This window comes from Lysinibacillus sp. GJ-1 (assembly GCF_021166035.1).
Classification (GTDB): Bacteria; Bacillota; Bacilli; order Bacillales_A; family Planococcaceae; genus Lysinibacillus; species Lysinibacillus sphaericus.
On the sequence record NZ_CP088912.1, the window covers coordinates 1,799,058 to 1,822,408 of the forward strand.

The 23,351-nt window shown below is 32.6% G+C and carries 27 protein-coding genes and 1 pseudogene; 20 read left to right on the top strand and 8 right to left on the bottom strand.

Features of this window, described 5'->3' with window-relative positions; all coding sequences use genetic code 11:
- Positions 1 to 64: 64 nt before the first annotated feature.
- From LO754_RS08425 to LO754_RS23715, 4 genes are all read left to right on the top strand, one after another.
- On the top strand, positions 65 to 388 hold the full coding sequence (locus LO754_RS08425) for a general stress protein (protein ID WP_231786003.1): 324 nt from the start codon (positions 65 to 67) through the stop codon (positions 386 to 388).
- Positions 375 to 587: a hypothetical protein gene (locus LO754_RS08430; protein WP_231786004.1), complete on the top strand. Its 213-nt coding sequence runs from the start codon at positions 375 to 377 to the stop codon at positions 585 to 587. Before LO754_RS08425 ends, LO754_RS08430 begins: the two co-directional genes overlap by 14 nt.
- 125 nt (positions 588 to 712) lie before the next feature.
- A complete protein-coding gene (locus LO754_RS08435; RefSeq protein ID WP_231786005.1) occupies positions 713 to 1,036 on the top strand; it encodes a helix-turn-helix domain-containing protein in 324 nt (107 codons plus the stop codon).
- A 23-nt stretch (positions 1,037 to 1,059) separates the two neighbouring features.
- Positions 1,060 to 1,404 carry an IS3 family transposase gene (locus LO754_RS23715; protein ID WP_435892057.1) on the top strand — a complete coding sequence of 115 codons (345 nt, stop codon included), beginning with the start codon at positions 1,060 to 1,062 and terminating at the stop codon, positions 1,402 to 1,404.
- A 200-nt stretch (positions 1,405 to 1,604) separates the two neighbouring features.
- Here LO754_RS23715 and LO754_RS08440 read toward each other — a convergent pair whose 3' ends face one another.
- Positions 1,605 to 2,132: a GNAT family N-acetyltransferase gene (locus LO754_RS08440; protein WP_231786006.1), complete on the bottom strand. Its 528-nt coding sequence runs from the start codon at positions 2,130 to 2,132 to the stop codon at positions 1,605 to 1,607.
- A gap of 274 nt (positions 2,133 to 2,406) precedes the next feature.
- Here LO754_RS08440 and LO754_RS08445 point away from each other — a divergent pair, with 274 nt between their 5' ends.
- Together LO754_RS08445 and LO754_RS08450 are read left to right on the top strand one after the other, a co-directional pair.
- Positions 2,407 to 2,856 carry a Dps family protein gene (locus LO754_RS08445; protein WP_024363454.1) on the top strand — a complete coding sequence of 150 codons (450 nt, stop codon included), beginning with the start codon at positions 2,407 to 2,409 and terminating at the stop codon, positions 2,854 to 2,856.
- Between the two features lie 199 nt (positions 2,857 to 3,055).
- The gene (locus LO754_RS08450) at positions 3,056 to 3,565 is read left to right on the top strand and encodes a general stress protein (RefSeq protein ID WP_024363455.1); all 510 of its coding nucleotides are present in this window, start codon (positions 3,056 to 3,058) and stop codon (positions 3,563 to 3,565) included.
- A gap of 109 nt (positions 3,566 to 3,674) precedes the next feature.
- On the opposite strand, the gene LO754_RS08455 is transcribed toward LO754_RS08450, so the two are convergent.
- Positions 3,675 to 4,574: a DMT family transporter gene (locus LO754_RS08455; RefSeq protein ID WP_024363456.1), complete on the bottom strand. Its 900-nt coding sequence runs from the start codon at positions 4,572 to 4,574 to the stop codon at positions 3,675 to 3,677.
- A gap of 131 nt (positions 4,575 to 4,705) precedes the next feature.
- Between LO754_RS08455 and LO754_RS08460 the strand changes: the two genes are divergently transcribed.
- The 3 genes from LO754_RS08460 (at position 4,706) to LO754_RS08470 (ending at position 6,868) form a co-directional block, all read left to right on the top strand.
- Positions 4,706 to 5,581: a LysR family transcriptional regulator gene (locus LO754_RS08460; RefSeq protein WP_231786007.1), complete on the top strand. Its 876-nt coding sequence runs from the start codon at positions 4,706 to 4,708 to the stop codon at positions 5,579 to 5,581.
- Between the two features lie 83 nt (positions 5,582 to 5,664).
- On the top strand, positions 5,665 to 6,339 hold the full coding sequence (locus tag LO754_RS08465; RefSeq protein ID WP_231786008.1) for a phosphopantothenoylcysteine decarboxylase domain-containing protein: 675 nt from the start codon (positions 5,665 to 5,667) through the stop codon (positions 6,337 to 6,339).
- A 373-nt stretch (positions 6,340 to 6,712) separates the two neighbouring features.
- Positions 6,713 to 6,868 carry a YezD family protein gene (locus LO754_RS08470; protein ID WP_231786009.1) on the top strand — a complete coding sequence of 52 codons (156 nt, stop codon included), beginning with the start codon at positions 6,713 to 6,715 and terminating at the stop codon, positions 6,866 to 6,868.
- Between the two features lie 116 nt (positions 6,869 to 6,984).
- Here the strand turns inward: LO754_RS08470 and LO754_RS08475 are convergent, their stop codons facing one another.
- Positions 6,985 to 7,401, bottom strand: a complete 417-nt coding sequence (locus LO754_RS08475) for a YhfM domain-containing protein (RefSeq protein ID WP_024363459.1) — start codon at positions 7,399 to 7,401, stop codon at positions 6,985 to 6,987.
- A 109-nt stretch (positions 7,402 to 7,510) separates the two neighbouring features.
- Positions 7,511 to 7,999 (bottom strand): flavin reductase family protein, encoded by a 489-nt coding sequence (locus tag LO754_RS08480; RefSeq protein WP_025219215.1) that lies wholly within the window; start codon positions 7,997 to 7,999, stop codon positions 7,511 to 7,513.
- A gap of 276 nt (positions 8,000 to 8,275) precedes the next feature.
- Here LO754_RS08480 and LO754_RS08485 point away from each other — a divergent pair, with 276 nt between their 5' ends.
- Positions 8,276 to 8,488 (top strand): hypothetical protein, encoded by a 213-nt coding sequence (locus LO754_RS08485; RefSeq protein ID WP_231786010.1) that lies wholly within the window; start codon positions 8,276 to 8,278, stop codon positions 8,486 to 8,488.
- A gap of 395 nt (positions 8,489 to 8,883) precedes the next feature.
- Here LO754_RS08485 and LO754_RS08490 read toward each other — a convergent pair whose 3' ends face one another.
- Together LO754_RS08490 and LO754_RS23720 are read right to left on the bottom strand one after the other, a co-directional pair.
- Positions 8,884 to 9,156, bottom strand: a complete 273-nt coding sequence (locus LO754_RS08490; protein ID WP_231786011.1) for a hypothetical protein — start codon at positions 9,154 to 9,156, stop codon at positions 8,884 to 8,886.
- 77 nt (positions 9,157 to 9,233) lie between these two features.
- A complete protein-coding gene (locus tag LO754_RS23720; protein ID WP_435892064.1) occupies positions 9,234 to 9,446 on the bottom strand; it encodes an IS3 family transposase in 213 nt (70 codons plus the stop codon).
- Positions 9,447 to 9,856: 410 nt separating this feature from the next.
- Here LO754_RS23720 and LO754_RS08495 point away from each other — a divergent pair.
- From LO754_RS08495 to LO754_RS08540, 10 genes and pseudogenes are all read left to right on the top strand, one after another.
- Positions 9,857 to 11,142, top strand: a pseudogene (locus LO754_RS08495) (3-phosphoshikimate 1-carboxyvinyltransferase).
- Between the two features lie 16 nt (positions 11,143 to 11,158).
- Positions 11,159 to 12,343, top strand: coding sequence for a DegT/DnrJ/EryC1/StrS aminotransferase family protein (locus tag LO754_RS08500; protein WP_231786012.1), 1,185 nt, complete (start codon positions 11,159 to 11,161; stop codon positions 12,341 to 12,343).
- Positions 12,344 to 12,386: 43 nt separating this feature from the next.
- Positions 12,387 to 13,577, top strand: coding sequence for an MFS transporter (locus LO754_RS08505; RefSeq protein WP_231786013.1), 1,191 nt, complete (start codon positions 12,387 to 12,389; stop codon positions 13,575 to 13,577).
- 233 nt (positions 13,578 to 13,810) lie between these two features.
- Complete coding sequence (locus LO754_RS08510; protein ID WP_231786014.1) at positions 13,811 to 15,013, top strand: nucleotidyltransferase family protein; 1,203 nt, start codon at positions 13,811 to 13,813, stop codon at positions 15,011 to 15,013.
- 97 nt (positions 15,014 to 15,110) lie between these two features.
- Entirely contained in the window at positions 15,111 to 15,734 is a 624-nt protein-coding gene (locus LO754_RS08515; RefSeq protein WP_231786015.1) for an HAD family hydrolase, read from the top strand.
- Positions 15,735 to 15,744: 10 nt separating this feature from the next.
- On the top strand, positions 15,745 to 16,692 hold the full coding sequence (locus LO754_RS08520; protein WP_231786016.1) for an ROK family protein: 948 nt from the start codon (positions 15,745 to 15,747) through the stop codon (positions 16,690 to 16,692).
- Positions 16,693 to 16,724: 32 nt separating this feature from the next.
- The gene (locus LO754_RS08525) at positions 16,725 to 17,816 is read left to right on the top strand and encodes a Gfo/Idh/MocA family protein (protein ID WP_231786017.1); all 1,092 of its coding nucleotides are present in this window, start codon (positions 16,725 to 16,727) and stop codon (positions 17,814 to 17,816) included.
- On the top strand, positions 17,794 to 19,155 hold the full coding sequence (gene aroA, locus LO754_RS08530) for a 3-phosphoshikimate 1-carboxyvinyltransferase (protein WP_231786018.1): 1,362 nt from the start codon (positions 17,794 to 17,796) through the stop codon (positions 19,153 to 19,155). Before LO754_RS08525 ends, aroA begins: the two co-directional genes overlap by 23 nt.
- 1 nt (position 19,156) lies before the next feature.
- Positions 19,157 to 20,269, top strand: coding sequence for a hypothetical protein (locus LO754_RS08535; RefSeq protein WP_231786019.1), 1,113 nt, complete (start codon positions 19,157 to 19,159; stop codon positions 20,267 to 20,269).
- Positions 20,270 to 20,273: 4 nt separating this feature from the next.
- Positions 20,274 to 20,927: a class I SAM-dependent methyltransferase gene (locus tag LO754_RS08540; RefSeq protein ID WP_231786020.1), complete on the top strand. Its 654-nt coding sequence runs from the start codon at positions 20,274 to 20,276 to the stop codon at positions 20,925 to 20,927.
- A gap of 106 nt (positions 20,928 to 21,033) precedes the next feature.
- Here LO754_RS08540 and LO754_RS08545 read toward each other — a convergent pair whose 3' ends face one another.
- Both LO754_RS08545 and LO754_RS08550 read right to left on the bottom strand, forming a co-directional pair.
- Positions 21,034 to 22,191 (bottom strand): sn-glycerol-3-phosphate ABC transporter ATP-binding protein UgpC, encoded by a 1,158-nt coding sequence (locus LO754_RS08545; RefSeq protein WP_231786021.1) that lies wholly within the window; start codon positions 22,189 to 22,191, stop codon positions 21,034 to 21,036.
- Between the two features lie 104 nt (positions 22,192 to 22,295).
- Positions 22,296 to 23,195: a PucR family transcriptional regulator gene (locus tag LO754_RS08550; protein ID WP_024363462.1), complete on the bottom strand. Its 900-nt coding sequence runs from the start codon at positions 23,193 to 23,195 to the stop codon at positions 22,296 to 22,298.
- Positions 23,196 to 23,351 lie beyond the last annotated feature (156 nt).

Genomic DNA, 23,351 nt, shown 5'->3' on the forward strand with positions numbered 1-23,351 from the left:
AAGGCAGTTCCTCTGATACGAATAAGTATGGAGTGGCCATTAAAAATAGGAGGACATATATTGCATGAATGAACAAAATCCATATATTGAAGTGGCACACTCGAAAGAGGAAATGCTAGAAATATTAAAACAAATGCATAACCGAGGTTTTCACACGAATGATATTCATATTATTGCGAAGGACGCTACGCCATTTGCGGACATTAAATGGGAAACAGATATACACACGCATGAGGCAGGCAATTGGCTCGATCAGTTTAAATCATGGTTTACAGGTGAATCTGCTGTAAAAGAAGGCGTCAAACGTTTTCATTTAAGTGAGGGGCAAACAGTATATTATGCACAACTTGTAGAGCATGGTGCTATTGTTGTGTTTGGCGAGAAGTAACACAGATGCCCCAGTAACAATAGCGATTGATCAAGAGGAAAATCGCTATTGGCATAATCCACTTGAACCTCGCGTTACTGCGCCTGAACCATTTATTGATACGATTGATCATGTCGAGACGCCTGAGCAACGAGAGCATCGGTTAAGAGCAGAAGAAAGTTTGGAAGAAGCGGAACAATTGAATAAAGATAATACGTAAGTAAAACCCTCTTCTGTTAAAGAAGGGGGTTTTTACAATATATTGCTTTACTATTCTGTTCTCGTTTATTGTTCTAACTATTATAATAGTATAAAAAAGGAATTGCTGAAAGGATAGCCGAACTGATGCCAAAGGGAAGAAAAACGACAGTAGAGGAACGAGTTCAAATCGTTTTCTTTTGTTTAAAGCATGATAAAAACTACCAACTTACTGCAGATAGGTTTCAAGTGTCGTACCAACAAGTTTACCAATGGGTTAAAAAATATGAAGCGGGTGACGAAGCATCGCTACAAGATAAACGCGGGCGAACTAAAAAAGAACAGGAGCGTACAATAGAAGAACAATTTAAAGAAGAAATAAAATATCTTGAACGCGAAAATGAACGTCTACGTACAGAAAATGCATTGCTAAAAAAGCTAGAGGAAATCGAAGGGAGGAGAGTTATGTAAATAAATATACAGCCATTCAAGCATTGCATCACAACGACCACTACTCTATCTCGCTACTATGCGAATGCGCAGGAATTGCACGCTCAGCTTATTATAAATGGACACAGCGCGTACCAACAAAAAGGCAACTTGAAAATAACGAGATTTTAAAAGAAATAAACGCGCTACATGAAAAGGGACAAGCAAAATTTGGCTATCGCAAAATGAAGCTACATCTAAACCATAAATACAATAAACAATTTAATCATAAACGGATTTATCGATTGATGAAACTAGCTGCTCCGCCATCACAAAGTATGCAAATGGACGCACCACAGCCTACCCCAACTCTAAAAAATCCTGTTGGAAATCTATTCAATGAGGAATAGTATTGATTGTAGTTTAGAAATTGCGGAATACTGCTAAAAATATATAAACTAAATTAATAAACCGAATGCTAAAATGAAGGACGCTTGTAGTACATATAATTTGCATTCGGTTTATTTCGTCTACTACTATATTTTGGCTATAACCCTTTGTTGAAGTAGTTACTATTTTAAGTGATACTAGGATTAAATAAACCTTATTGTTACAAACGGCTTGCCTCCGAATCGTTCCAATTAAAATAAACAAACTTTAATTTTTGTCCATTCATTGCAAACTCTTCAGAACTTGTGCCAGTGTATATAAATCCATTTTTTTCTAATACTTTTTGTGAAGCTATATTGTTTGTTGTTGTTTTCGCAGCAATTTGTCGAATGCCTTTATTGCTCGCGATTGTTAATAATAACTTTAACGCTTTATTAGCAATGCCCTTGCTGCTATGTTCATCGCCAACTCGATAACCGATATGACCTAACAGTTGTTTTTTATCTATATCGGTTAAATTGATGCGCCCAACGATTTGTCCAAGTTCATTTTTGATTAAATAGAAATAAGATCGTTCTTGCTCTTGTTCATGTATTAGCATAAGGTTTTGCTTTTGAAAATTATTAAATTCATAATAATCATCACCACGACTAGGTACCATTTTTTCGAAATAAGCCCGATTAGTAAGCTCGAATGTATATAAACTTTCCATATCAACGTATGTCAATTGGCTTAATGTAATATTCATAGAGTCTCCTTTTTGGCAAGATGTATCCAACGTTTTTATTCCATTATACGTAATTTAAGGACATAATGCTTTAACAAACTTTACGCTATCAAGTATGCTTGTTCAAAGTACTCAATGTAGAGTTCTTTTTATTTGGATGCCAATCGTACATAGTGTATTAAGATTTTTACCCTTTTTGTTATTTTTTATTTTATTTAAGGTGTCTACTTGACAGGGTTCGACAGTATATTGCATACTGAAATTATATAAATAACAATAATTTGGAGGGGTAATTATGCCACAAGATTTAAACAAGGAATTGAATAAACTCGTAGCAACATGGTCGGTACTGTATACAAAACTACATAACTATCATTGGTATGTAACCGGGAATGCCTTTTTTACACTCCATGCAAAATTTGAAGAATTATACAATGAGGTTACATTAAATTTTGATGATACGGCTGAACGTATTCTATCCAAAGGTGGCGAGCCTGTCGCTACTTTAAAAGAATACCTTGAGTTATCCTATGTAGAAGAAGCAACGGGAAAAGAGACAGCAGAGGAAATGGTCGCAACTACTATTTCTGACTTTGAAAAGCAAATGCAAGCTATCAATAATACGATGCAGCTTGCTGCAGAAGAAGGCGATGACCGTACAGAAGATTTGCTGAATGCGATGTATCAATCCCTTGAAAAACATACTTGGATGTTAAAAGCCTTTCTTGATAAAAAAGGCGCTTAAAATACAGAGCACTTGGAGTTTAGTTAAAGCTCCAAGTGTTTTTTTAATTTTGGGAGGACAGGCAATATGACAAACAGGCAACAGAATAATAATTGAGATGACAATTATTACAGTTGTATAAAGGATGCATAAAAAGGGTTTTTTCTTAAAGTGTCGGGGTACATACATAGTAAGCCTTACAAATTAGGAGGAATTGAACATGATGAATGAACAAAACCCAAAAATTGAAGTTGCACATACGAGAGAAGAGATGTTTCACATTTTAAAATGTATGCGCATGGAAGGTTACCACACGGATGAAATCCATATTATTGCAAGAGAAGCTAGCGATTTGGAAGATGTCAAATGGAACGCTGATGTGAAAACCCACGAAGCTGGTAATTGGTTTGACCAAATTAAATCATGGTTTACAGGAGAAACAGCGGTCACAGAAGGATTAAAACGTTTTGATTTGACAGAGGGTCAGACAGCATATTACGCACAACTTGTGGAAGAAGGGGCCATTGTATTATATGCAGAACATGATGACAACATCGATCCAACATCGGCTACACTTGGCGTCGAATCACAACGTGCACAACTGGATGCGCTGGATACACGTGTCACGCCACCTGAATCGATTGTGGATGAGACACCAGCTCAACGTGAGGAACGCTTAAAGGCTGAAGAGCGTATGAATGATGCGGAACAAATAAGAAGATATTTGTAGTTAACGATAAATGATTATTGTCGCGGAAAGCGCTCACCGAGTGGGCAGAGCAGCAGATAATAGAAAAGAGTGGGATTGATTATGGTCAATCTCACTCTTTTCGTATTGATTAATGCATCACTTTTTCCTGTTCATGTTTTCTTATAAAGCGTAAAAGGTGAAGATGTTCCAGTTGGGCAACAAGATTGCCGATTAAAATAAAGCTACCACCAATCAGTAATTTAACCGTAAGCCCCTCACCGATAAACATCATGGCAAACATCGCGGCAAAAATAGGCTCCAATGAAAAGATAAGCCCTGTATGTGTAGCAGATGTATACTGTTGTGCAACAGTTTGGCCAACAAAGCAAAATGCGCTACAAATAATACCAAGCCCTAAAATGGCAATCCATGAAGTAGTAGAATTTGGAAGTGTTGGTGTTTCAAAAAGTAGCGTTAAAACAAGTGCATACAATCCAGCGAAGCCGAGTTGATAGATGCCGTATGAAATCGACTCTACGCTACGAGTAAATCGACCGTTTAACAGCAGATAAATTGAATAGCTTAACGCAGCAATAGCGACTAAAATATCGCCTGTTTGGAAAGTAAATGAATGTTGTACAGTTAATACAGTAATACCAATCATTGTGCTAACAATCGCAAAACTAACAGCTTTTGAAGGCAATTTTTTGTCGATAAAGCTACTGAATATAGGCACTAGCACAACTGTCAGACTTAAAATAAATCCTGCGTTGGAAACGGAAGTAGTCTCCAGTCCGAATAAGCTAAGTGCAAACACAATGAATAAAAGCAAACCTTGAATAGCTGCGTATTTTAATGTTTTGAAATCGACTTTGATCATGCGTTTATAAAAGAGTATGCCTGCTGCAAAAAATGCGATAATACAACGTAACGCTACCACATTATAAACAGCCAATGTTTCAAGCCCCATAACCATAAACGTATAAGACAATCCCCAAAACATTGTTACAATTACCATTAGTAAATTTGCTTTTCCTTGATTACTCATTATGCCACCTTCAATCTGTGTACTAAAACAGTTTTATACTAAAATTTACTATATATCTTGTATTGTGATTAGTAAAACGAATGTTTATAATGATTAATATTAAAAAAATTCATGTATAAGAGGGAAAGTGAATGAGTTTAGTCAAATACGAGATTTTGAATAAAGTTGCTGAAGTATCGAGTTTTACAAAAGCAGCTGATGCGCTTGGATTAACCCAATCGGCAGTTAGTCATGCTGTTTCAAGCTTAGAGAAAGAATGTGGATTTGCACTAATCCATCGAAGTCGAACAGGTGTAACATTAACGAGCGAAGGACAAACGATGCTGCGTGCGATGCGTCAAGTTCTCGATGCAAATGAATTATTACAGCAAGAAACGGCCCATATTCTTGGTGTGACCCGTGGTAAATTGCGAATAGGTGTTATTTCTAGTATTTCATCCAATTGGATGCCCGAAATTATTCGTATTATGGACAATCAGTTTCCAGGCATACAAGTAGAATTGCGCGAAGGCGATTATTATGAAATCGAACAGTGGTTACAAAGCGGTGTAGTGGATGCTGGGTTTTTAAATGGTCAAAAATCGGAACAATTCCAATTTATCCAGTTAGTACAAGACCCTCTTTTATGTATCGTTTCCAATCAAAGTTCTCTCTATAACCGAGCAGAAATTGATATTGCTGAATTAGAGGATATGCCTTTTATAATGACATCGTATCGAGGCACCAATGATGTAAAAGTTCTTTTAGAGCAGTATCATGTGAAACCAAACATCCGCTTTGAGCTGTCAGAGGAAGTAGGAATTATTTCAATGATTTCGCATCATTTAGGAATTAGTATTTTACCTCGCTTAGTTATTAATCGATTGCCGTCTTCATTAAAGGCCATCCCGTTAAAACAAGGTGGTTATCGAACAATTGGGCTGGCAATGAAACACCAAGCCTCACCAGTGACAAAAAAATTTGCGGAAATTTTAAGTGCATGGCTGAAAGAACAAAATAAGAAATAGGTTATTTTAACTTTTTACGTTAAAATAGAACATGAAGAAAGCTTAGTATTTCATGATAGTTTGAAAAGAAAAGGTGAGTGTGAGTGGGGACATTACAAGGAAAAACCGTACTCATTACAAGTGGGGGAACACTTGAAAAATGGGATCGTGTGCGCGGGCATACGAATTTATCGAAGGGGACGATGGGCTGCTATTTGGCTGAAGCAGCATTAGAAGCTGGGGCAGATGTTATCTATATGCATGGCTATTTTGCACAACTTCCAGTTAACCAAGATAAAATGCGTACTGTACGCTTTGAGGGGATTGAAGATTTAGGTGACAAGGTTCGCCATGCGGTACAGGAAGGACAAGTAGATATCGTGATCATGGCAGCGGCCGGCTCTGATTGGGTAATTGATAAAGTTTACGATCAATCGGGCAATCTCATGGAAGGTGCGGGTAAAATGCCATCGGACGAGCCTCCTATTATTCACTTTAAAAAAGCACCAAAAGTGTTAGGACAAATAAAGGGCTGGCAACCGGATGTCACGTTAGTAGGCTTTAAGCTAGAGGCAACAGAGGACGAACAGTTCTTACTATCGCGTGCACGTCTTCGTATGGAAACCGCGAACGCACAATGCATGGTTGCCAATAGCTCGCAATCGCTGTACGGTGGTCAAGAGCCTCATTGGATTGTACCTGCACAAGGTGATCCCATCAAAGTAATTGGCAAACAAGAAACGGCAAAAGTATTGATAAATTACTTACAAAATGTATAACAACAAACTGTGTAGAAGATGAAATTCTGCACAGTTTTTTTGTTGTCATACATCATTCCGTTCCAAAATATGAATAAAGTAAAGGTGATTTACCACTTGCCACTACCACTATCGATGAAATAAGTTATTAAAAATATGGAATTGTAAGGGAAAAATGAAACTTTTTCCTTAATTACAAAGTATTCAGCTAGGTTTTATAATGTTTGTATTGACAATAGGTTTTCTGAATTATAGAATTATTTCCAAGAAACGTAGTATTGATGCTAGGAGAGTAAAATGCAAATTCAGTGCTATCTATAGAGATAAGAGAACCAATCATTTTGATGCTTGAATGTCTTTTATACAAAAAGTGAAAAAAGAAGGGGTGTATCGTATGTCTCAACTGTCTAAGATTGATGATAAGAAATTAGAAGTGATTGCGAATGCCATTCAAAATTTAGAATTTGGTGAAGTGCAAATTACCATTCAAGATGGTGTGATTGTACAAATTAATCGACTTGAAAAGCAAAGATTTCCACAGAAAAAGTAAAGTTTTAATAGAATGCGGAAGAATCAACAAAAGACTACCTTAAAAGCGCCCTTTGACGCCACATAGGTAGTCTTACACTAAAAACCGCTAAACGAAAAAACGTACTAAATGTTTCTTTATTTGACATCTGCTAGTTTACTGTCTGTTAATGCTTCGAACAAAGTGCTAGAATCCTTTTCGTTCAAATGAACATATTGCTGTTCACCTTGCACAACCTCTAGTGTGTTTTTGTTTGGAGCAATCCAAACGGCATAAGTGATGGCTTTTGCGTTGGTATTGGAATTAACAAATTGAAATATAAACTCATAGTCTGGCAATCTTGCCATATCGACTTTTCGTTTCTCCCAGTCAGCATGATGTAGTATTTGTTTAACCGCTTTTACCTCTTTGGAATGGGTAATTTCCTTGAAATCCTCATAAGCTCCGTCTTCTGCCATTTTTTGAACTTCAATTTTTTGTTTTTCTAAGCTTGTACAACCTGCAATAATGAAAACGAATAATAAAGGGACAAGTATATTTCTATAATCGGGCATGATAATCGTTTCACTCCTTTTACATTCATAATAATGCGATGAGCAGCGATTTTAAAACGTTAAAAAAGGTATCTCAAAGGGGAAATTTGAAATACCTACTTAAACCAGATTATTCGTAAAAGCTCGTTGGAATTTGTCCAAGATGTCTACGGTGATAGAGCAAAGGTTCCTTCTGTCTATTATCAATTTGTAAAACTTGCCCAATAAAAATCGTATGGTCACCTGCATCAATTTTATTATATGTTTCGCATTGTAGCGTAGCTAACGTATCATGCAAAATAGGTAAACCATGTGCAGAAGTAGACCAATGAACTTGCGCAAATCTGTCAGCGATTTTACTTGAAAATACCGTACATAAATGTGTTTGCTCATGCGCTAAAATATTGACCGCAAATTTTTCTGTAGTACTAAAAAATGGATGTAGTTGTGATTTTTTGTCCAATGACCATAGAATGAGAAGCGGATCTATGGAAACCGATGCAAAGGAATTGACCGTTAAGCCAATCGGTTCATTTAGATTATTGCAAGCTGTAACAACTGTGACACCTGTTGGATAATTCCCTAATGCCTGTTTAAATGCAGTTACTTTGTCCGTCATACACATCACCTCTTGTTATGTTATGGAGAAATCCGTTTGATTGTTCTTGTAGCATTTTCTTCGTTCTATTATGGATAAGCCTACAAAATAATCTAGCAACTGTAAAGGTCGTTAATTCAATTAATTTAAAAAACCAATTGAAAGGATTTTTTAATGCTGATGGGGTATCCGGGCTTCTACGTTATTCTATTTTAGTCATTTGTTTCCGTAGCAGTTATTGCTAGATGGAGATATTAAAGGAATAGATTAAATGAATGAATTTGAGGTAAATATTTAATGGAAATCGTAACAATTAACGAATTTATTGTAAAAAGAACTATAAACGATTTGGAAGATGCGGTAAATAATCCTGATAAGTACACGATAAGCATAAATGATAACTGGGATGAATTTGTTTCTTTTATCAATAATAATCGGAGTAAATATATAGAGACTATTCTTACACTTGATGGGGGTTATCTATTAAAAAATATAATAAAGAGATTTTAGGTGTTCGATATTGGGATTATCTTCAGGAGCTATGGGCATATATTTTAAATGTTATTGAAGAATACTTAGAAGAAGGAATTGGGAAATGTTATTTTCCCAATCAACCAGTTAGAATTCAATTAAAGCAATTAAAAAATAAAAAAATACAATTTTTATTTGATAACGACGATCATGTGTTAGAATTTGAACAAAAAATGTTATTAGGAATCTTTTTGAATCGTGCTGAAGTCTTTTTTTATGTTCTTGTAAAAGAACTTGATTTGACTGGATACAGCTACCAAATTGAAAAAATTCAAAAATTAAAAATCCGTATATAAATCAATTTAATAGCATTGGATTCTTACAAGAGATTAAAGTAGTTAAGATTATAAATAAAGTATTGATATTAATATAATTTATAAAGTAGAACCGATAAAAATCGGTTCTACAGTCTTTTTTTCATTTAAAATAAAAATAGATGTCTTCTGCCTTTGAACCGTTGCTATCGCACCTCTTGCCCCGTGGAAAGCACCGCCGTAGTAAACAGCAATGACCATGTAAAAAGTGTTAGATTGATTACGGGGACTGACCCCTGTATATAAGACAGTGAACAAAAAGATCAACCAACGCAGTTGTCGGTATTGAACTGGTGGCATTATCAGCGGCGTTCCTTTGCGGGACATGCTCATGGTAATGCCTTTTGCTATGCGGTTGCTTCAAAATTACGATTGAATAAATTCGCTGCGGTAGCGTAAGGTTGTCCTGTTCATTTCCGTTTTTTCATTTTCACGTGACATTGCCAACCATATTTTGGCATGATATGGACGACTTTATGATTGACCCGCATTTCTTGACGTAAGAGAGCTGTAATTTTTCGGTAGCCATAGCGAAATTTATAGGCACAATAAAGTCCTTCAATACGTCTCTCTGTTGTTTGACGCGAATTTGCAGCTGTAGATGCCTGTTTCCAACGATAGATGGGTTCAGTTCCGAAATGTAGTTTACTATTTTACTAGTGGCTCTTAAGAGAATATAAGTATAGCATATAAAATATTGTGATCAAAAAATGTTGACTGTTTTAATGTGATGTGATAAAATTTGCGCAACAATTAATATTTTTTAAATTTTCGGAATAATGAATTTTGTTTACTTATCAAAAGTGTCTGAGTTACTGAACTATTGATTTCAAAAGTATTCAATCTATTATAGAACCATTATTTATTTCTTTACTGACTTTAATTATCTTAATGCCCCGTAATTTTACTATTGCTATAAACGATTTTCTGAAGACTACTCAATTTATAAACATTTCATTTATAGCTAAATAACATCAATTAAAAACTGAAAATTCTGTATATAAATCATTTGATGAAAGGAGATAATCATTTGATGATTGACAATCAAAATACTTTAGAGAAATTGTATAAAGCGAATAGTGTCACTCTACGTTCTCCTCGAAAAATAAGGGGGAGTGTGAACATTGCTCCTGATAAGTCAATATCGCATAGAGCAGCATTTCTAGCAACACTAGCTGATGGAGACTCTTATATTTACAATTATTTAGACGGAAAAGATACTATTAATACTTTAGAATGTTTGAAACAATTAGGTGTCAAAGTACATAAAGACAAAGAAAAAATAATCATTGAAGGATTAGGGGGGAAATCACTGAAAGAAAGTAATGATATTTTAAATGTAGGTACTTCAGCTACTACTATGAGATTTTTAAGTGGTTTAGTAGCACCAGAATCTTTTTTAACTATAATTACTGGAACTAATAGAACTATATATAGACCTATGGACAGAATTATATCGCCCTTGACTATGATGGGTGCTCAAATATTTGGAAAACAAAATAATACACTAGCCCCATTAGCTATAAGTGGTAAGGATTTGCAGGGTATTGACTATAGTAATGATTTTCCTAGTGGAGAGATCATACAGAACGGATGCTAACAATAATGGGAAAAAATCTAGAAGTTAGTAACGAGGGGAAATGTATTAAAATAAATCCTTTAAGTTCTCCGTTAAGACCCTGTGATTTTAAAATTCCAAATGAAATAAGTGTAGCAGTTTATTGGATAGTTTTAGGTTTAGTACATCCAGATAGCGATTTATTAATTAAAAATGTAGGAGTTAACCCAACCCGAACGGGATTAATTGATATTTTAGAAAAGATGGGGGCAAATATTAAAATTCTTAACTACAGAGAAGAGTCTAATGAACCTGTGGGTGACATTAAGGTTTCTTCATCTAAGTTAAAAGGAGTTATCATTGAAGAGAGTTTGTTTCCGCGTATGGTTGATGAATTTCCAGGATTCGCGCTTGCTGCTTCATTAGCAGAAGGAGTAACAATTATCAAAGGAGCAACAGATTTAAAGAATAAAAAGACTAATCGAATCAAAAGTATTGTTGAAGAATTCTCTAAATTAGGAGCAATAGTGTACGAAACAGAAGATGGAATGATTTTTGAAGGAGTTAAATATTTAAATGGAAATGTTTGTACAAGCCATGGGGATCATAGAACTGGCAATAGTCTAATAATGGCTGGTTTGGTGGCGGAAGGAGTTACAAAAGTTGAAAATATTCTACCTGTAGCTCGTACTTCTTATCCGAAAATTTGGGATGAGATAATAAATGTATGTGGGAAAGAAAGCATTATTAATTTTGAATAAAGTAGGGATTAAATGCATGAACAATATAAAAACAATGATTACAGATGAAGATAAACAAAGAGTTTTAGAGTGTCTAGAATCAGGAAATTTATGGAGAGGTAACGGGAAATATCTTTTTGAATTGGAAGAAGCTTTTAGTAATTTGCATCAAAGTAAATATTCTCTAGCTGTAACGAATGGAACCCATGCACTTGAAATTGCATTAGCCGCCTTAGATATTAGTTTTGGAGATGAAGTATTAATACCCGCATATACTTTTATTGCTACTGCAAGTGCGGTATTGATGAGGAATGCATTACCAGTTCCCATAGAAGTTGATAGAGAAACATATTGTATTAATCCTAAATCTATTAATGAGAAAATTACTAATCATACAAAAGCACTTATTGTGGTACATATAGCCGGTCATGCCTGCGAGATGGATGAAATAATGAAAATTGCAAAAGAAAATAGCATTGCTGTTATTGAAGATTGTGCTCATGCACATGGAAGTTTTTATAAAGATAAAGCATTAGGTTCTATAGGGGATATAGGAACTTTTAGTTTTCAAGCAATAAAGACAATGACAGCGGGAGAAGGGGGCATGATAGTAACTAGTAGTAAAAAATTGTATGAAAAAGCGTACAGTTATTTTAATTGTGGTAGAAATGTTTTTGGAAATCCATATGAACATAAAAGTATTGCTTCAAATTATAGGATGTCTGAGATACAAGCAGCCTTACTTATCGGGCAAATAAATAGATTAGAAAATGACATAACTATCAGATCTAATATTGTAAAATACTTGAATAAAAAGTTAAAAGGCTTACCTGGTATATCCCCACAAGGTAGAAAAGAATATGCGAGTATTCAAGGGTATTCAATGTATATGTTCAAGTTCTGTGAAGATACTTTTAATGGGTATTCTAAACAATTATTTATAGAAAAAATGAATACTGCTGGGTTTCCGGTACGCACTACTTATCCAGTTTTTTATAAGACGAAAATGTTTGAGAATTTATATAAAAACAACAAACAATTCCAATTCATTCAAAATAAAATTGATTATTCAAAATTTCATTATGAATCTTCTGATTTGATATCATCGAAGGTTTTATGGTTGCCACATACATTTTTACTATCAGATCAAAAAACCATTGATAAATTTATCGACCTAATTTACCAGACTTATACTGATTCAAAAGTTAGTTCAAGCCATTAAATTTGAATTTCATATAATATAAAGGGAGATATTATACCGAATAATGGTAGTTAAAAGCGATTCTATTTGGAATAATAAACAATTTTTGCATTTATGGTTGGGTAATACAATTGCAAATCTTACTTTAAGAACATATTCCTTAGTATTACCAATCTATATTTATGAAAAAACTAAATCTTCAGTTTATATGAGTCTGATGAAGGCAATTGAAATACTCCCAACTATTTTATTTGGTATGTTAATCGGTGTGATAATAGATAGGTATAGTAAAAAAAATATTATGATTTTCTCCATATTAACTCAACTATTGGTTTTGATGAATATAATGTATTTTATTAACAATTCGGTAATGATTGTATATATTTTAGGTTTTATATTTTATCTATGTATCTATATTTTTAGAAACTCTTATCATGTGACATTAAAGTTTATTGTTTCAAATGATCACCTTCGATCAGCAAATGCTGCTATTAGTTTTATGAGTATTATAGTTGATATCGTAGGTCCTTCGATAGCAGGTATGTTAATAATATATTTGGGGATTAAAAATAGCTTATTAATCCCTATCTTAGGTTATTTATTTTTATTTATTAATGTTTTAGCTTTGAAGATTCCTAAAGCTAAATCAATCAAAAAATCTAAATCTTTCAAATTGGATATAAAAGAAGGGTGGCTAGCCTTAGTTCAAAATAATAGACTATGGACTATTACGTTGATAGTTATGGCTTTTAATTTTGCTTCCTCATTAATTGGAGGAATTTTAATCTTCTATTTATTAAATGATTTATCAATTTACAAAGGTAGCATAGGTTTAATACTAGCAATTTTAGCATTGGGAGGAGTCATAGCATCTGTATTTTCGGGATATATTGCAAAATTATTTACACAAAATGAAATATTTAAATATTCAATTATATTGGCGACAATAGCACCTTTCATACTTTTTATTTTTAATTCTTGGTATTTTCTGTGTATAGGTATCATTATATTTGAATTTGCCGTAGCAATTTTTAGCATTAACTATTTAACGCTTAGACAGTCTAGTACACCAGAACATTTATTAGGTAGAGTAACAGGAACTTCTTCTATGTTAATGAAAGTTATGGTACCTATTGCATATTTAATATCAGGTTTTCTTGCTAGCAATATTGAAGTAAAGTATATTTTTCTACTCGTTGGTTTGTTTTTAATTTTAGTAAATCTTTATATAAAAATAAGTGTTAGAATTTACTAATTTGCATAACACATCGATTTTTTATATCAAGGTATAATTATATATTTCCTAATATTAATCGGTTGAAAATTTTAAAGGAGGTGAGGCGGATGTCATTAATCAAAACGACTCGTAAATTGACTCGAATTCGTCCAACGAAAAAATGATTGGTAGTTTCGAGAGCAAGGGTTTTAGTAAAAAGGAGAAACGTTTTTTCTCCTTTTTACTTTAAATTTTAAATATAGGTGAGAGTAATGTTAAAGGAAAAAATAGATTTATATAAAGCGTGCATTAATGAAACAACAGGCTTAAACAAAAAGTTTTCTTTTAATTGCATTTCAGAAAATAAACTTATTGATCAATTAATTTATTCGAGCTATAACATAAAGGATCTTGATAATGAAAATAGGAAATATTTAATAAAAAAGAGGGAGCTGCGTTTAAAAGAAATAAAAAATGTAATAAGAGTTTTAAATAAACAAGAACGAAAATTTATAATAATAAAAGGTATTTCAATACAAAAATATTACCCAAATAATATAAAAAGGCAATTTCATGATCTTGATATTGTAGTTAAAGAGTTCGATGAATTTTGTGATATTTTAAAAATATTACTTGAGTTGGGTTATAAATATAAGTTTACTCCTGCTATATGTCAAAGGGGGAATGAAATATTTGGAGTAGTTGAAGTATATAAAGAATTAAATGATAACATAAAAAATTTTATAGAACTGAACTGTGGTGGATTTCCTGTAAGCTATTATAGTTGGTTAAATTTTAAGCATCTTTGGGAACAAAAACAACACTATTCATTTGAAGGTTTAAATTTTTACATGCCCTCTGATACTATGAATTTGTTAATTTTAGTAGCTGAAGCTGGGGGAAACTATAAATTAAGAGTAAGGGATTTCATAGATTATAGGTATTTGTTAAATACAAATATAGATTGGAATTTGTTTAGGTATCATATAAAAAGATTACATCTAAAAAAAGATTATAAAGATTTGAAAACTTTATATTTAAAATTAGAGTCATTTAATAATAAAAGTAAAATTCGTAACTTGTCATCTTGGGAAAGAAAAAGGAATATTTACAGGTTTTTTTACCACGATCTGATACATGTTATTAAGCATCCAAGAAGATTAAAATTAATTTTTTTTATTTTACTTGAAAGCATAGCGGATTCTCTTTTGGAGAATGATAAAATAATAGACTTTTTTTTGAAATCGCAAAGAGTATTTAAGCCTAGGATTAAATTTGAATCAGGAGGAATCATTAATACGGTCTACTTAAATAGTTTATTAAAAGTAGAGTTTGAAGTATGGGAAGAAAATAATTACCTTTTAATTGGCACACCGTTAGGAGTTTTTCTTGGAACAATCTTTGGTATTTATGAAGATGAATTAGATGAAATAAATAAAATTTTAAGTGAGAAGTATAAAGAAAGAAATGAATAATTTTAATTGTTAATGGACCTGGACCGAACTTGAATAGATTAGGAAAATAGAATCAAATATGTATTGATATGTTAGCCGTATTAGTAGGGGGTCTTATTTGCTAGGAAAAAAATATGATTTGTATATTTTTGATTTAGACGGAACTATTATAGACAGTCATGATTTAATGAAAAAGTGTATAGGACATTGTTATAGAATAGTAGATAAAGATCCAGATTTTGATTTATTTTTTTCAATGATGGGTGATTCTATAATAAATATTTTTAATAAATTAGATTTGCCACTAGAACTAATAACATTATATAAGAAAATTTCTGATGAAAATATTAACGAAATAAAAGTTTTTCAGGATACATTAAAAGTTATTGAATTTTTAGCTAATGAAAACAAAATCATTACGATATACACAGGAAAGGATTGGCATAGAGCTAAAAAGATACTAAGCTATTTAGAAATTGATCATTATTTTGATTATATACTTACATCGGACAAAGTAGAGTATCCAAAGCCTCATCCTCAAGGTATATTTCAGATTATTAAGAAATTTGATATTTCACCATCAAAGGCATTATTTATTGGAGATAGTGCTTATGATGTCTACTCTTCAAACGCTGCAAAGATTGATAGTGTTTTAGTAACATGGAAAAAAAGTATGGGACAAGTTCAACAATTAAAGCCCAAATACATTTGTAGTACCCCATTAGAGCTATTTAAATGTTAAGGTGAATAAGATGCAAGATATTTTTGTAATAGATATTGGTGGGACCAAAATTGAGTCCATTTACATTTTTGATAATTTAACATATAAAACAGATATTATGAAAACACCTAATTCGAAAAATTTTCATTCAGATTTAGAAATATTGATTAAATTTATAATTCCTAAAATTAGGAGTAATGTTACAAAAATCACAATTTCTTTTCCAGGTTTAATAGAAGAAGGCATAATAAAAAAATGGCCAAATAAACCATATTGGGAAGGATATGATTTAAAATCATCGATACATGATTATATAAGTAATCCGGTAGAAATATTTGAAGATTCTAACATGGGAGCTATTTCTAATTTTTATATTTTTCCGAATTCAGAAAATTCGATATATATAAATGTAGGAACAGGAATTGGATTAGGACTATTATTAAATCAACAACTTTACTTAGGAAATAATAACTATGCAGGAGAGCTAGGTCATACTCAAGTACAAAGTTCAAAAACGATAAATTGTAGCTGCGGGAAGATTAATTGTTTACAACTGTTTTCATCTGGTAAGGGAATGTTGGATAGATTGTTGGAAATAGATAAATACTACAGGCGATATAAAACATTAAGTGAAATTCCAAAGTATGATCAACACCTTTTAGTAGTATTGAAAGAGGGAGGTAAATTATTGGGAATAACAATGTCAAATTTAATAAATATAATGGATATAACGAATTTACATTTTGGAGGAAGTGTAATAAATAATCCTTATTATACTAATAGTATTCTTAATGTCTTATACGAAAATGAATCTAAGTTTCTCAATAGAAAGTTAAATATACAATTAAATGTTTTAAGAAATCCTTCTTTAGTAGGAGGTATACTAATTGCTTCAGGATATAATCATTTACCGAAGTATCAGCAAAATCCTTTAAAATCCATAATAAAACTAACAAATTCGAGAAGTAAGAAAATATAAAATGAAATGAGTTACAAAAGGATGAAAAGTAGATGCTCAATAATATAGCTTTTTTGGGTGTAGGATGGATTACAACACAAGTTTATTATCCAATTTTTAAATCTATGAATAAGCATTTAAATATCGGGATTTATGATTCAGATAAAGAAAAAATTGCAGAATTCTGTAAAGAAAAGCCCGTTCGTTGGATTTTTGATTCTATCGAGGCTCTATTGAAATGTGAAGAAATTGACTTGATAATAATTGCAACTCCTAATTACCTCCATTATGAGCAAACTATAAAATGCTTATCAGCAGGAAAGTATGTACTTTGTGAGAAGCCATTATGTATAACAATTGACGAATGTGAAAAATTACAATATATCATTGAAAAATATTCAAAAAAGCTGTTTATTGGATTACAAAATAGATTTAGAGAAGATGTTCAAAATCTGAGTAGTAAAATTTCCGAGATAGGGAATATATATAAAATAAAAAGCAAATGGATAAGACGTAATGGAATTCCTAGCAGTTCATGGTTTTTGGATAGTCAAAAATCTGGAGGAGGTACTTTAATTGATTTAGGACCACATATTGTAGATTTAGTCTTGTGGTTGGTGAAATCAAAGAAATTTAAAGTTTTAGGCTCAAAGAGACATAATATTTTCACAGGAAAAAAAGACAAATATGCAACTTGGCATAAAGGAGAGTTTGACAGATGTACTGAATTAATTAATGTAGAAGACAACATTACAGCGTTAATTGAGCTCGATAATTTTACTTCGTGGTATCTAGAAATTAGTTGGGCTGGAAATCAAATGAATGATGAGACTGTGTTGGAGTTTTATGGTGACAAAGGCTTCGTGAAATTAGATACTTTATTTGGCTTTAGTGAAAATTCAAAAAACAAGCATTCATTACTTTACTATAATAAAGAAGAAAACAGTGAAAAATATGTCTTTAATAATATGGAACGCTTAAAACCTTATATGAATATGCTAAATTGCTATATCAGTCTTATCGAATCACCTGATGAAAATGACATTGATAACGATGTTAATTCAGCATTAATTGCCATGAAATTGATTATGCAAATTTATAATGGAATGGAGATTATTAAGAATGTCAAAAAGTCATCAATATAGTGGTTGGTCAAATAATATTGAATATAGTCATGTTAAAATAAAGCCTTCAAAATATAATGTTGATAGTAATCTATTTGTACCAGGAAGTAAAAGTATGACAAATCGGGCATTAATTATTGCTGCATTGGCGGATGGAAAATCAGAAATAGCTGGAATTTTAAAAAGTGATGATTCTTATTGGTGCATCGAGGCATTAAGAGAATTAGGAGTAAAAATAGATTTGGTTGATGACAAGGTCTACGTAGAAGGTATGAATGGCAAATGGGCGAAAAAGAATTCACAATTATTTATTGGAGCCGCTGGGACTGTCGGTAGATTTTTACCAGGCGCTTTAGCACAAGCGGCTATTGGTGAATGGGAAGTATATGCAGATGAACAGTTGAGCAAAAGACCTATTAAAGATATTGTCAATTATTTGAATGATTTGGGTGGAGAGGTCAGTTTTTTAAATATGGATGGTCATTTCCCACTGAAAGTAAAGGGAAGAGGTCTTCAAGGAGGCGAGATTATTGCTTCTGGAAAGATTTCTAGTCAATTTATTAGCGGGTTATTAATTGCATCTCCTTATGCTAAAGAGAAAACAATCATAAAGATTGTTGATGAAGTTGTACAAATATCTTATATAAAAATTACGTTGAACATGATGGAACAGTTTGGAGCTTCTTTACAATATGATGAACATCTGACAAAAATCATTGTAAACAATAAACCTTATATATCACAAAATATTGTATTAGAATCTGACATTTCAACAGCTTGTTATTTTTTTGCACTAGCAGCTCTTACTGAAGGGAAAGTTGTTGTAAATAATATTAATTGTAATACTTTACAACCGGATTTAAAGTTTTTAGATTTTTTAAAGGAAATGGGCTGTGGAGTCGACATTTTACATGCTCAGCAGCAAGTTGAAGTTAGAGGACCAAAACAATTAAAAGGTGGCTTCACCTTTAACTTTAAAGAAATATCAGATCAAGCATTAACAATAGGAATATTATCTGTTTTCTCAACCTCGCCAATAACAATAACAGGAGTCGCACATATACGAAGGCATGAATCAGATCGAATTATGGCTTTGTCCACTAATTTAAAGAATATTGGTATTAAAGTGGAAGAGAATGAGGACGGATTTACAGTTTATCCTGGGACTCCTACAGTTGGAATAATTAATCCGTATAATGATCATAGAGTTGCAATGGCATTTGCATTGTTAGGTAGTGTTATTCCAAACATTGTGATAGAGAACCCTAGTTGCGTATCTAAAACATGTCCTGAATTTTTTGAAATACTGAGCAAAACAGGGGTTGATGTGCAATACATTATGGAGGGGGACATGTCATAAAATGATTGTAAAGGGTTTTGAAGATAAACTGCTAGAGTACGCGAAAAATTACTATAATAAAGCTTACATTTGTAGTTGTGTAGTTCAAAGAAGAACAATAGAATTTATTTTGTATTCAGATGTAGAGGTGTTAGATTTCTTTAGCTATAAATTTATCCCTTACACAATAGTAAAAGATGGTTCCTTAACTGCAGATAGCTTCAATGTAAAAGCATTTAGCATTTATTTGAATTGTGCACCATTGGACTTGGATTGTAAGTTCACTTTTGAAGACGTAGATATAGTGAAAAATGAAAAAGATAATAGAAAAAGTATTCAGTGCAGGAAGTTAGAATTGAAAAGATTTAATATATTTATCATGAAAAAATCAAAGAATATTATTGTTTTTGACAAGGAATCAAATAGCTTTTTAATTACAGGTACTAGTTTAATAAGTCAATTAGAAGATATAAGGGTTTTAATAAGGGATATTTTAAATATAGGATTAATAAATGAAGGCTTTGTTGAAGTCCATGCTAGTGCTGTCGCAAATTCTCAAGGCAAAGTAAATATAATATGTGGAAATTCAAATAGTGGAAAAACGACAATATTATTTGATTATCTCAAACAAAAATATAATCTAGTTTCTAATGGCAGGGTATATCTAAAGCCAATAAAAGAAAACTTACTCGTTTTAGGTACTCCTGAAAGTATCTATATTCGTCCAATTTCTTTTAGGAATTTTCCTGAAATTCTATCTGTTTTGCCTGAATGTGAAATAGAAGTTGGAAAATTATATGATGAAAATTGCCAACCTAGAGACAAAATTAAATCCCATTATAAAGAAGTTTGTAAAGTTTTTGGTTGTGAAGCAGTCCAAGAAGGGACATTAAATGAGATTGTATTTCCGCTGCTTTCCTCTCCGGACAACAAAGTGAATTCAAATAATATTATTCATAATAATATTATTAATTACGATGATATTTGTAGACGTGAGTGGTCAGGTGCTATAAATATTAATAGAGATCTTTATAAAATTAATATGGAAAATCTAAAAAAAAGACTAGTGGAGTATTCTAGAAAAATTTTTGTTTTTAGAGAAAAGGATAATTATTTATATTATAGAAAGGATTAAATCTATGCCACAAAAGTGGGATGAATTATGGGAAAATTCAGATAAAATAAGAAGGTGGTCAATCCCTGATTATCATTTTATAGATTATATAATGGAAGTGGAAAATAATTGTAATCAGTTAAAAGCGTTAGATATGGGATGTGGAATTGGGAGACATAGTGAGTATTTAGCTAAAAAGGGATTCATCGTAACTGCTGTAGATCCAAGCCTTACTGCAATTAACTACTTGCAACAAAAAAGTATTGATGAAAATTTTCCTGTACAGATATTTCAAGGAGATTTAACATGGCTAAAGTCAGTAGAAGATAATTCATTTGATTTAGTTGTAAGTTGGAATGTAATATATCATAATACATTATCCGAACTAGAGGATGCTTTGAAGGAGTTTTATAGAATTTTAGTGACTGGTGGAAAATTACTACTAACTTTAAATTCAACAAATAATATTCATTATGGAAAAGGTATAGAAATAGAGAGAAATACCTTTATTAATCAAAAAAAGTTAGACGGAGAACACCCACATCATTATTCAGATAAAGATGAAGTGGATAGATTATTAACAAACTTTAAAGTGTTATGTTTATCGGAAGATGAAGAGGAGGTTGGGGGAAAACTTTTTAAAGATAGATGGCATTGGTATATTTTTGCTCAAAAATAAATAAAAATTTGGGCAATGGATATCATTTTGCAATGGTAGATAAAGTAAATCATATCATAATGAAAGGCGACTATTCATTCAATACTGATAGAATAGTCGCCTTCTTTTAGTTTACAACAAGTGGTGTTTCATTGCCCTCATTGTCTTCGTTATGTTTGTTATCACCTGGAATAATTCGGTTTTCAGTGTCTTTATCGAAGAAGTGGACTTTGTTCATATCGAGTGCTAGTGGGATAACTTGACCAGGTTTAACATTGGCATGTGAATCCACACGTGCAATAAATTGCTGCCCTTCGACCTGTGAATAGAGCATGATTTCAGCCCCCATTAATTCCGCCACTTCAATCGTTACCTCGATTCTAGACCCTGGCGATGATTCAATAAACGCCTGTTCATCGTGGAAATCTTCTGGACGTATGCCCATTATAATTTCTTTATGGTTGTAGCCTTGCGCTAGTAAGTATTTCATTTTTTCTTGTGGAATGGCAATAGAAGTACTGCCAATGTTGAGTTTGCCATCGGTAAGCGTACCCGTAAAGAAGTTCATGGCAGGGGAGCCGATAAAACCGCCAACAAAAACATTTTTAGGTTGCTCATAAACTTCTTTTGGTGCTCCTACTTGCTGAATAATACCATCTTTCATAACAACGAGGCGCGTTGCCATCGTCATAGCTTCCGTTTGGTCATGGGTAACATAGATCGTTGTTGTTTGTAGGCGTTGATGAAGTTTAGTAATTTCTGCACGCATTTGAACGCGTAGCTTGGCATCTAAGTTCGATAAAGGCTCATCCATTAAAAATACTTTCGCATCCCGAACAATGGCACGTCCCAATGCCACACGTTGCCGTTGACCGCCCGAAAGTGCTTTCGGTTTACGATTTAAATATTCCTCAAGACCTAGAATGCGTGCGGCTTCGTTGACACGACGGTTAATTTCATCTTTCGGTAATTTGCGCAGTTTTAATCCAAATGCCATATTTTCATATACGCTCATATGTGGGTAAAGGGCGTAGTTTTGGAATACCATGGCGATATCACGATCTTTTGGTGCAACATCATTCATGCGTTTTCCATCAATGATTAAATCTCCCTGAGAAATTTCTTCGAGACCCGCGACCATACGTAATGTGGTAGATTTACCACAACCTGAAGGACCTACGAAAACAATGAATTCCTTATCTTCAATGTCCAAATTAAAATCTTTTACTGCCGTGACATTTTTATCATAGATTTTATAAATATGTTGTAATTTTAGTTCTGCCATTTGGTTCATCTCCCTTGTAATGGTTTTTTAGAGTATAAGAGAAAATTATGCAAAATGTATATGTATACATTACACAAAATATCATTGGGCACATTGAACAACTATTAATAATTTTCTGATTTTAGCAACAACATAGCGAGTGAAACAAATGCGGCATTGGCAAAGGATCGAATATCGATTCCTGTATTTTCTATAAACTTATCCAATCGATACTGTAGGCTATTGCGATGAATATAAAGTTTTTTTGCAGTCGAAGACGCGTTTAAATTACATTGTAAAAAGACTTGAATTGTATCAAGCATCTCCTCCCCTTGCATACTTTCAACAAACAAATTGGAAAGTATGTTTTTGTTAACGAGTGATGGAGCATGAATGAGTAGTAAAGGCAATGCTTCGTGAAATGTGAGTGATTTTTCACGATCAGCGAATCGATGGATCGCTTTGAAACATTGGTATTCATAGCTAAACTTTTCTTTTACGAATAAATCAGCTTGATGCAGTTGACCGATATAACTATAAATTTTAACAAAAAAATCACTTGTTAATGTATCACTTAGTTGGCTAAATGCCTCTTTATCAAAAACGACTTGGGGCTTTTCATCTACGATAATGCCATGTGTATCGTCCATCATAAGTATTACCGGTTGCTGAAATCCTCCTGTAATGGCCTCTTTAAAATTATGTAAATCATCAATAGGTTGTTTGAGATAGAAATAGCAAAAACGCAAAGTTTTTACACCTTGTAAAAAGGGTAGCTCTTTTCCATCGTTGTTTAAAAAATCATACCATTTTTGTTGAACGCTAGAGTTATTTTGTCCATTTATCGTATTATCTATGGGAAGAAATAAAGTCAGTAAAAGATTACGTTCGGCATCTGAAAGGGCTGTTTTGACGATGCCAAATTTACAATTATCTTCTGTCATAAACCAATATTTACTGTTGTCTTGTGCATTATATGTAGTTGTAAAGGCAGTCTGAAAATAATTTTCTAATTTCTTAAGCATTGGTTTCTCCTTTTTAGACTGATTGTAAACAATTGTATCTCCATCTGTAAAACAATTTAAATACTTCTAGACATCAAGTGGGCTAGTCTGAAGCCTTTTATATCGGTCCTTTTAAATAGATTTCGGTCATGTCTATAAGGAGTAGTTTTTTATTAT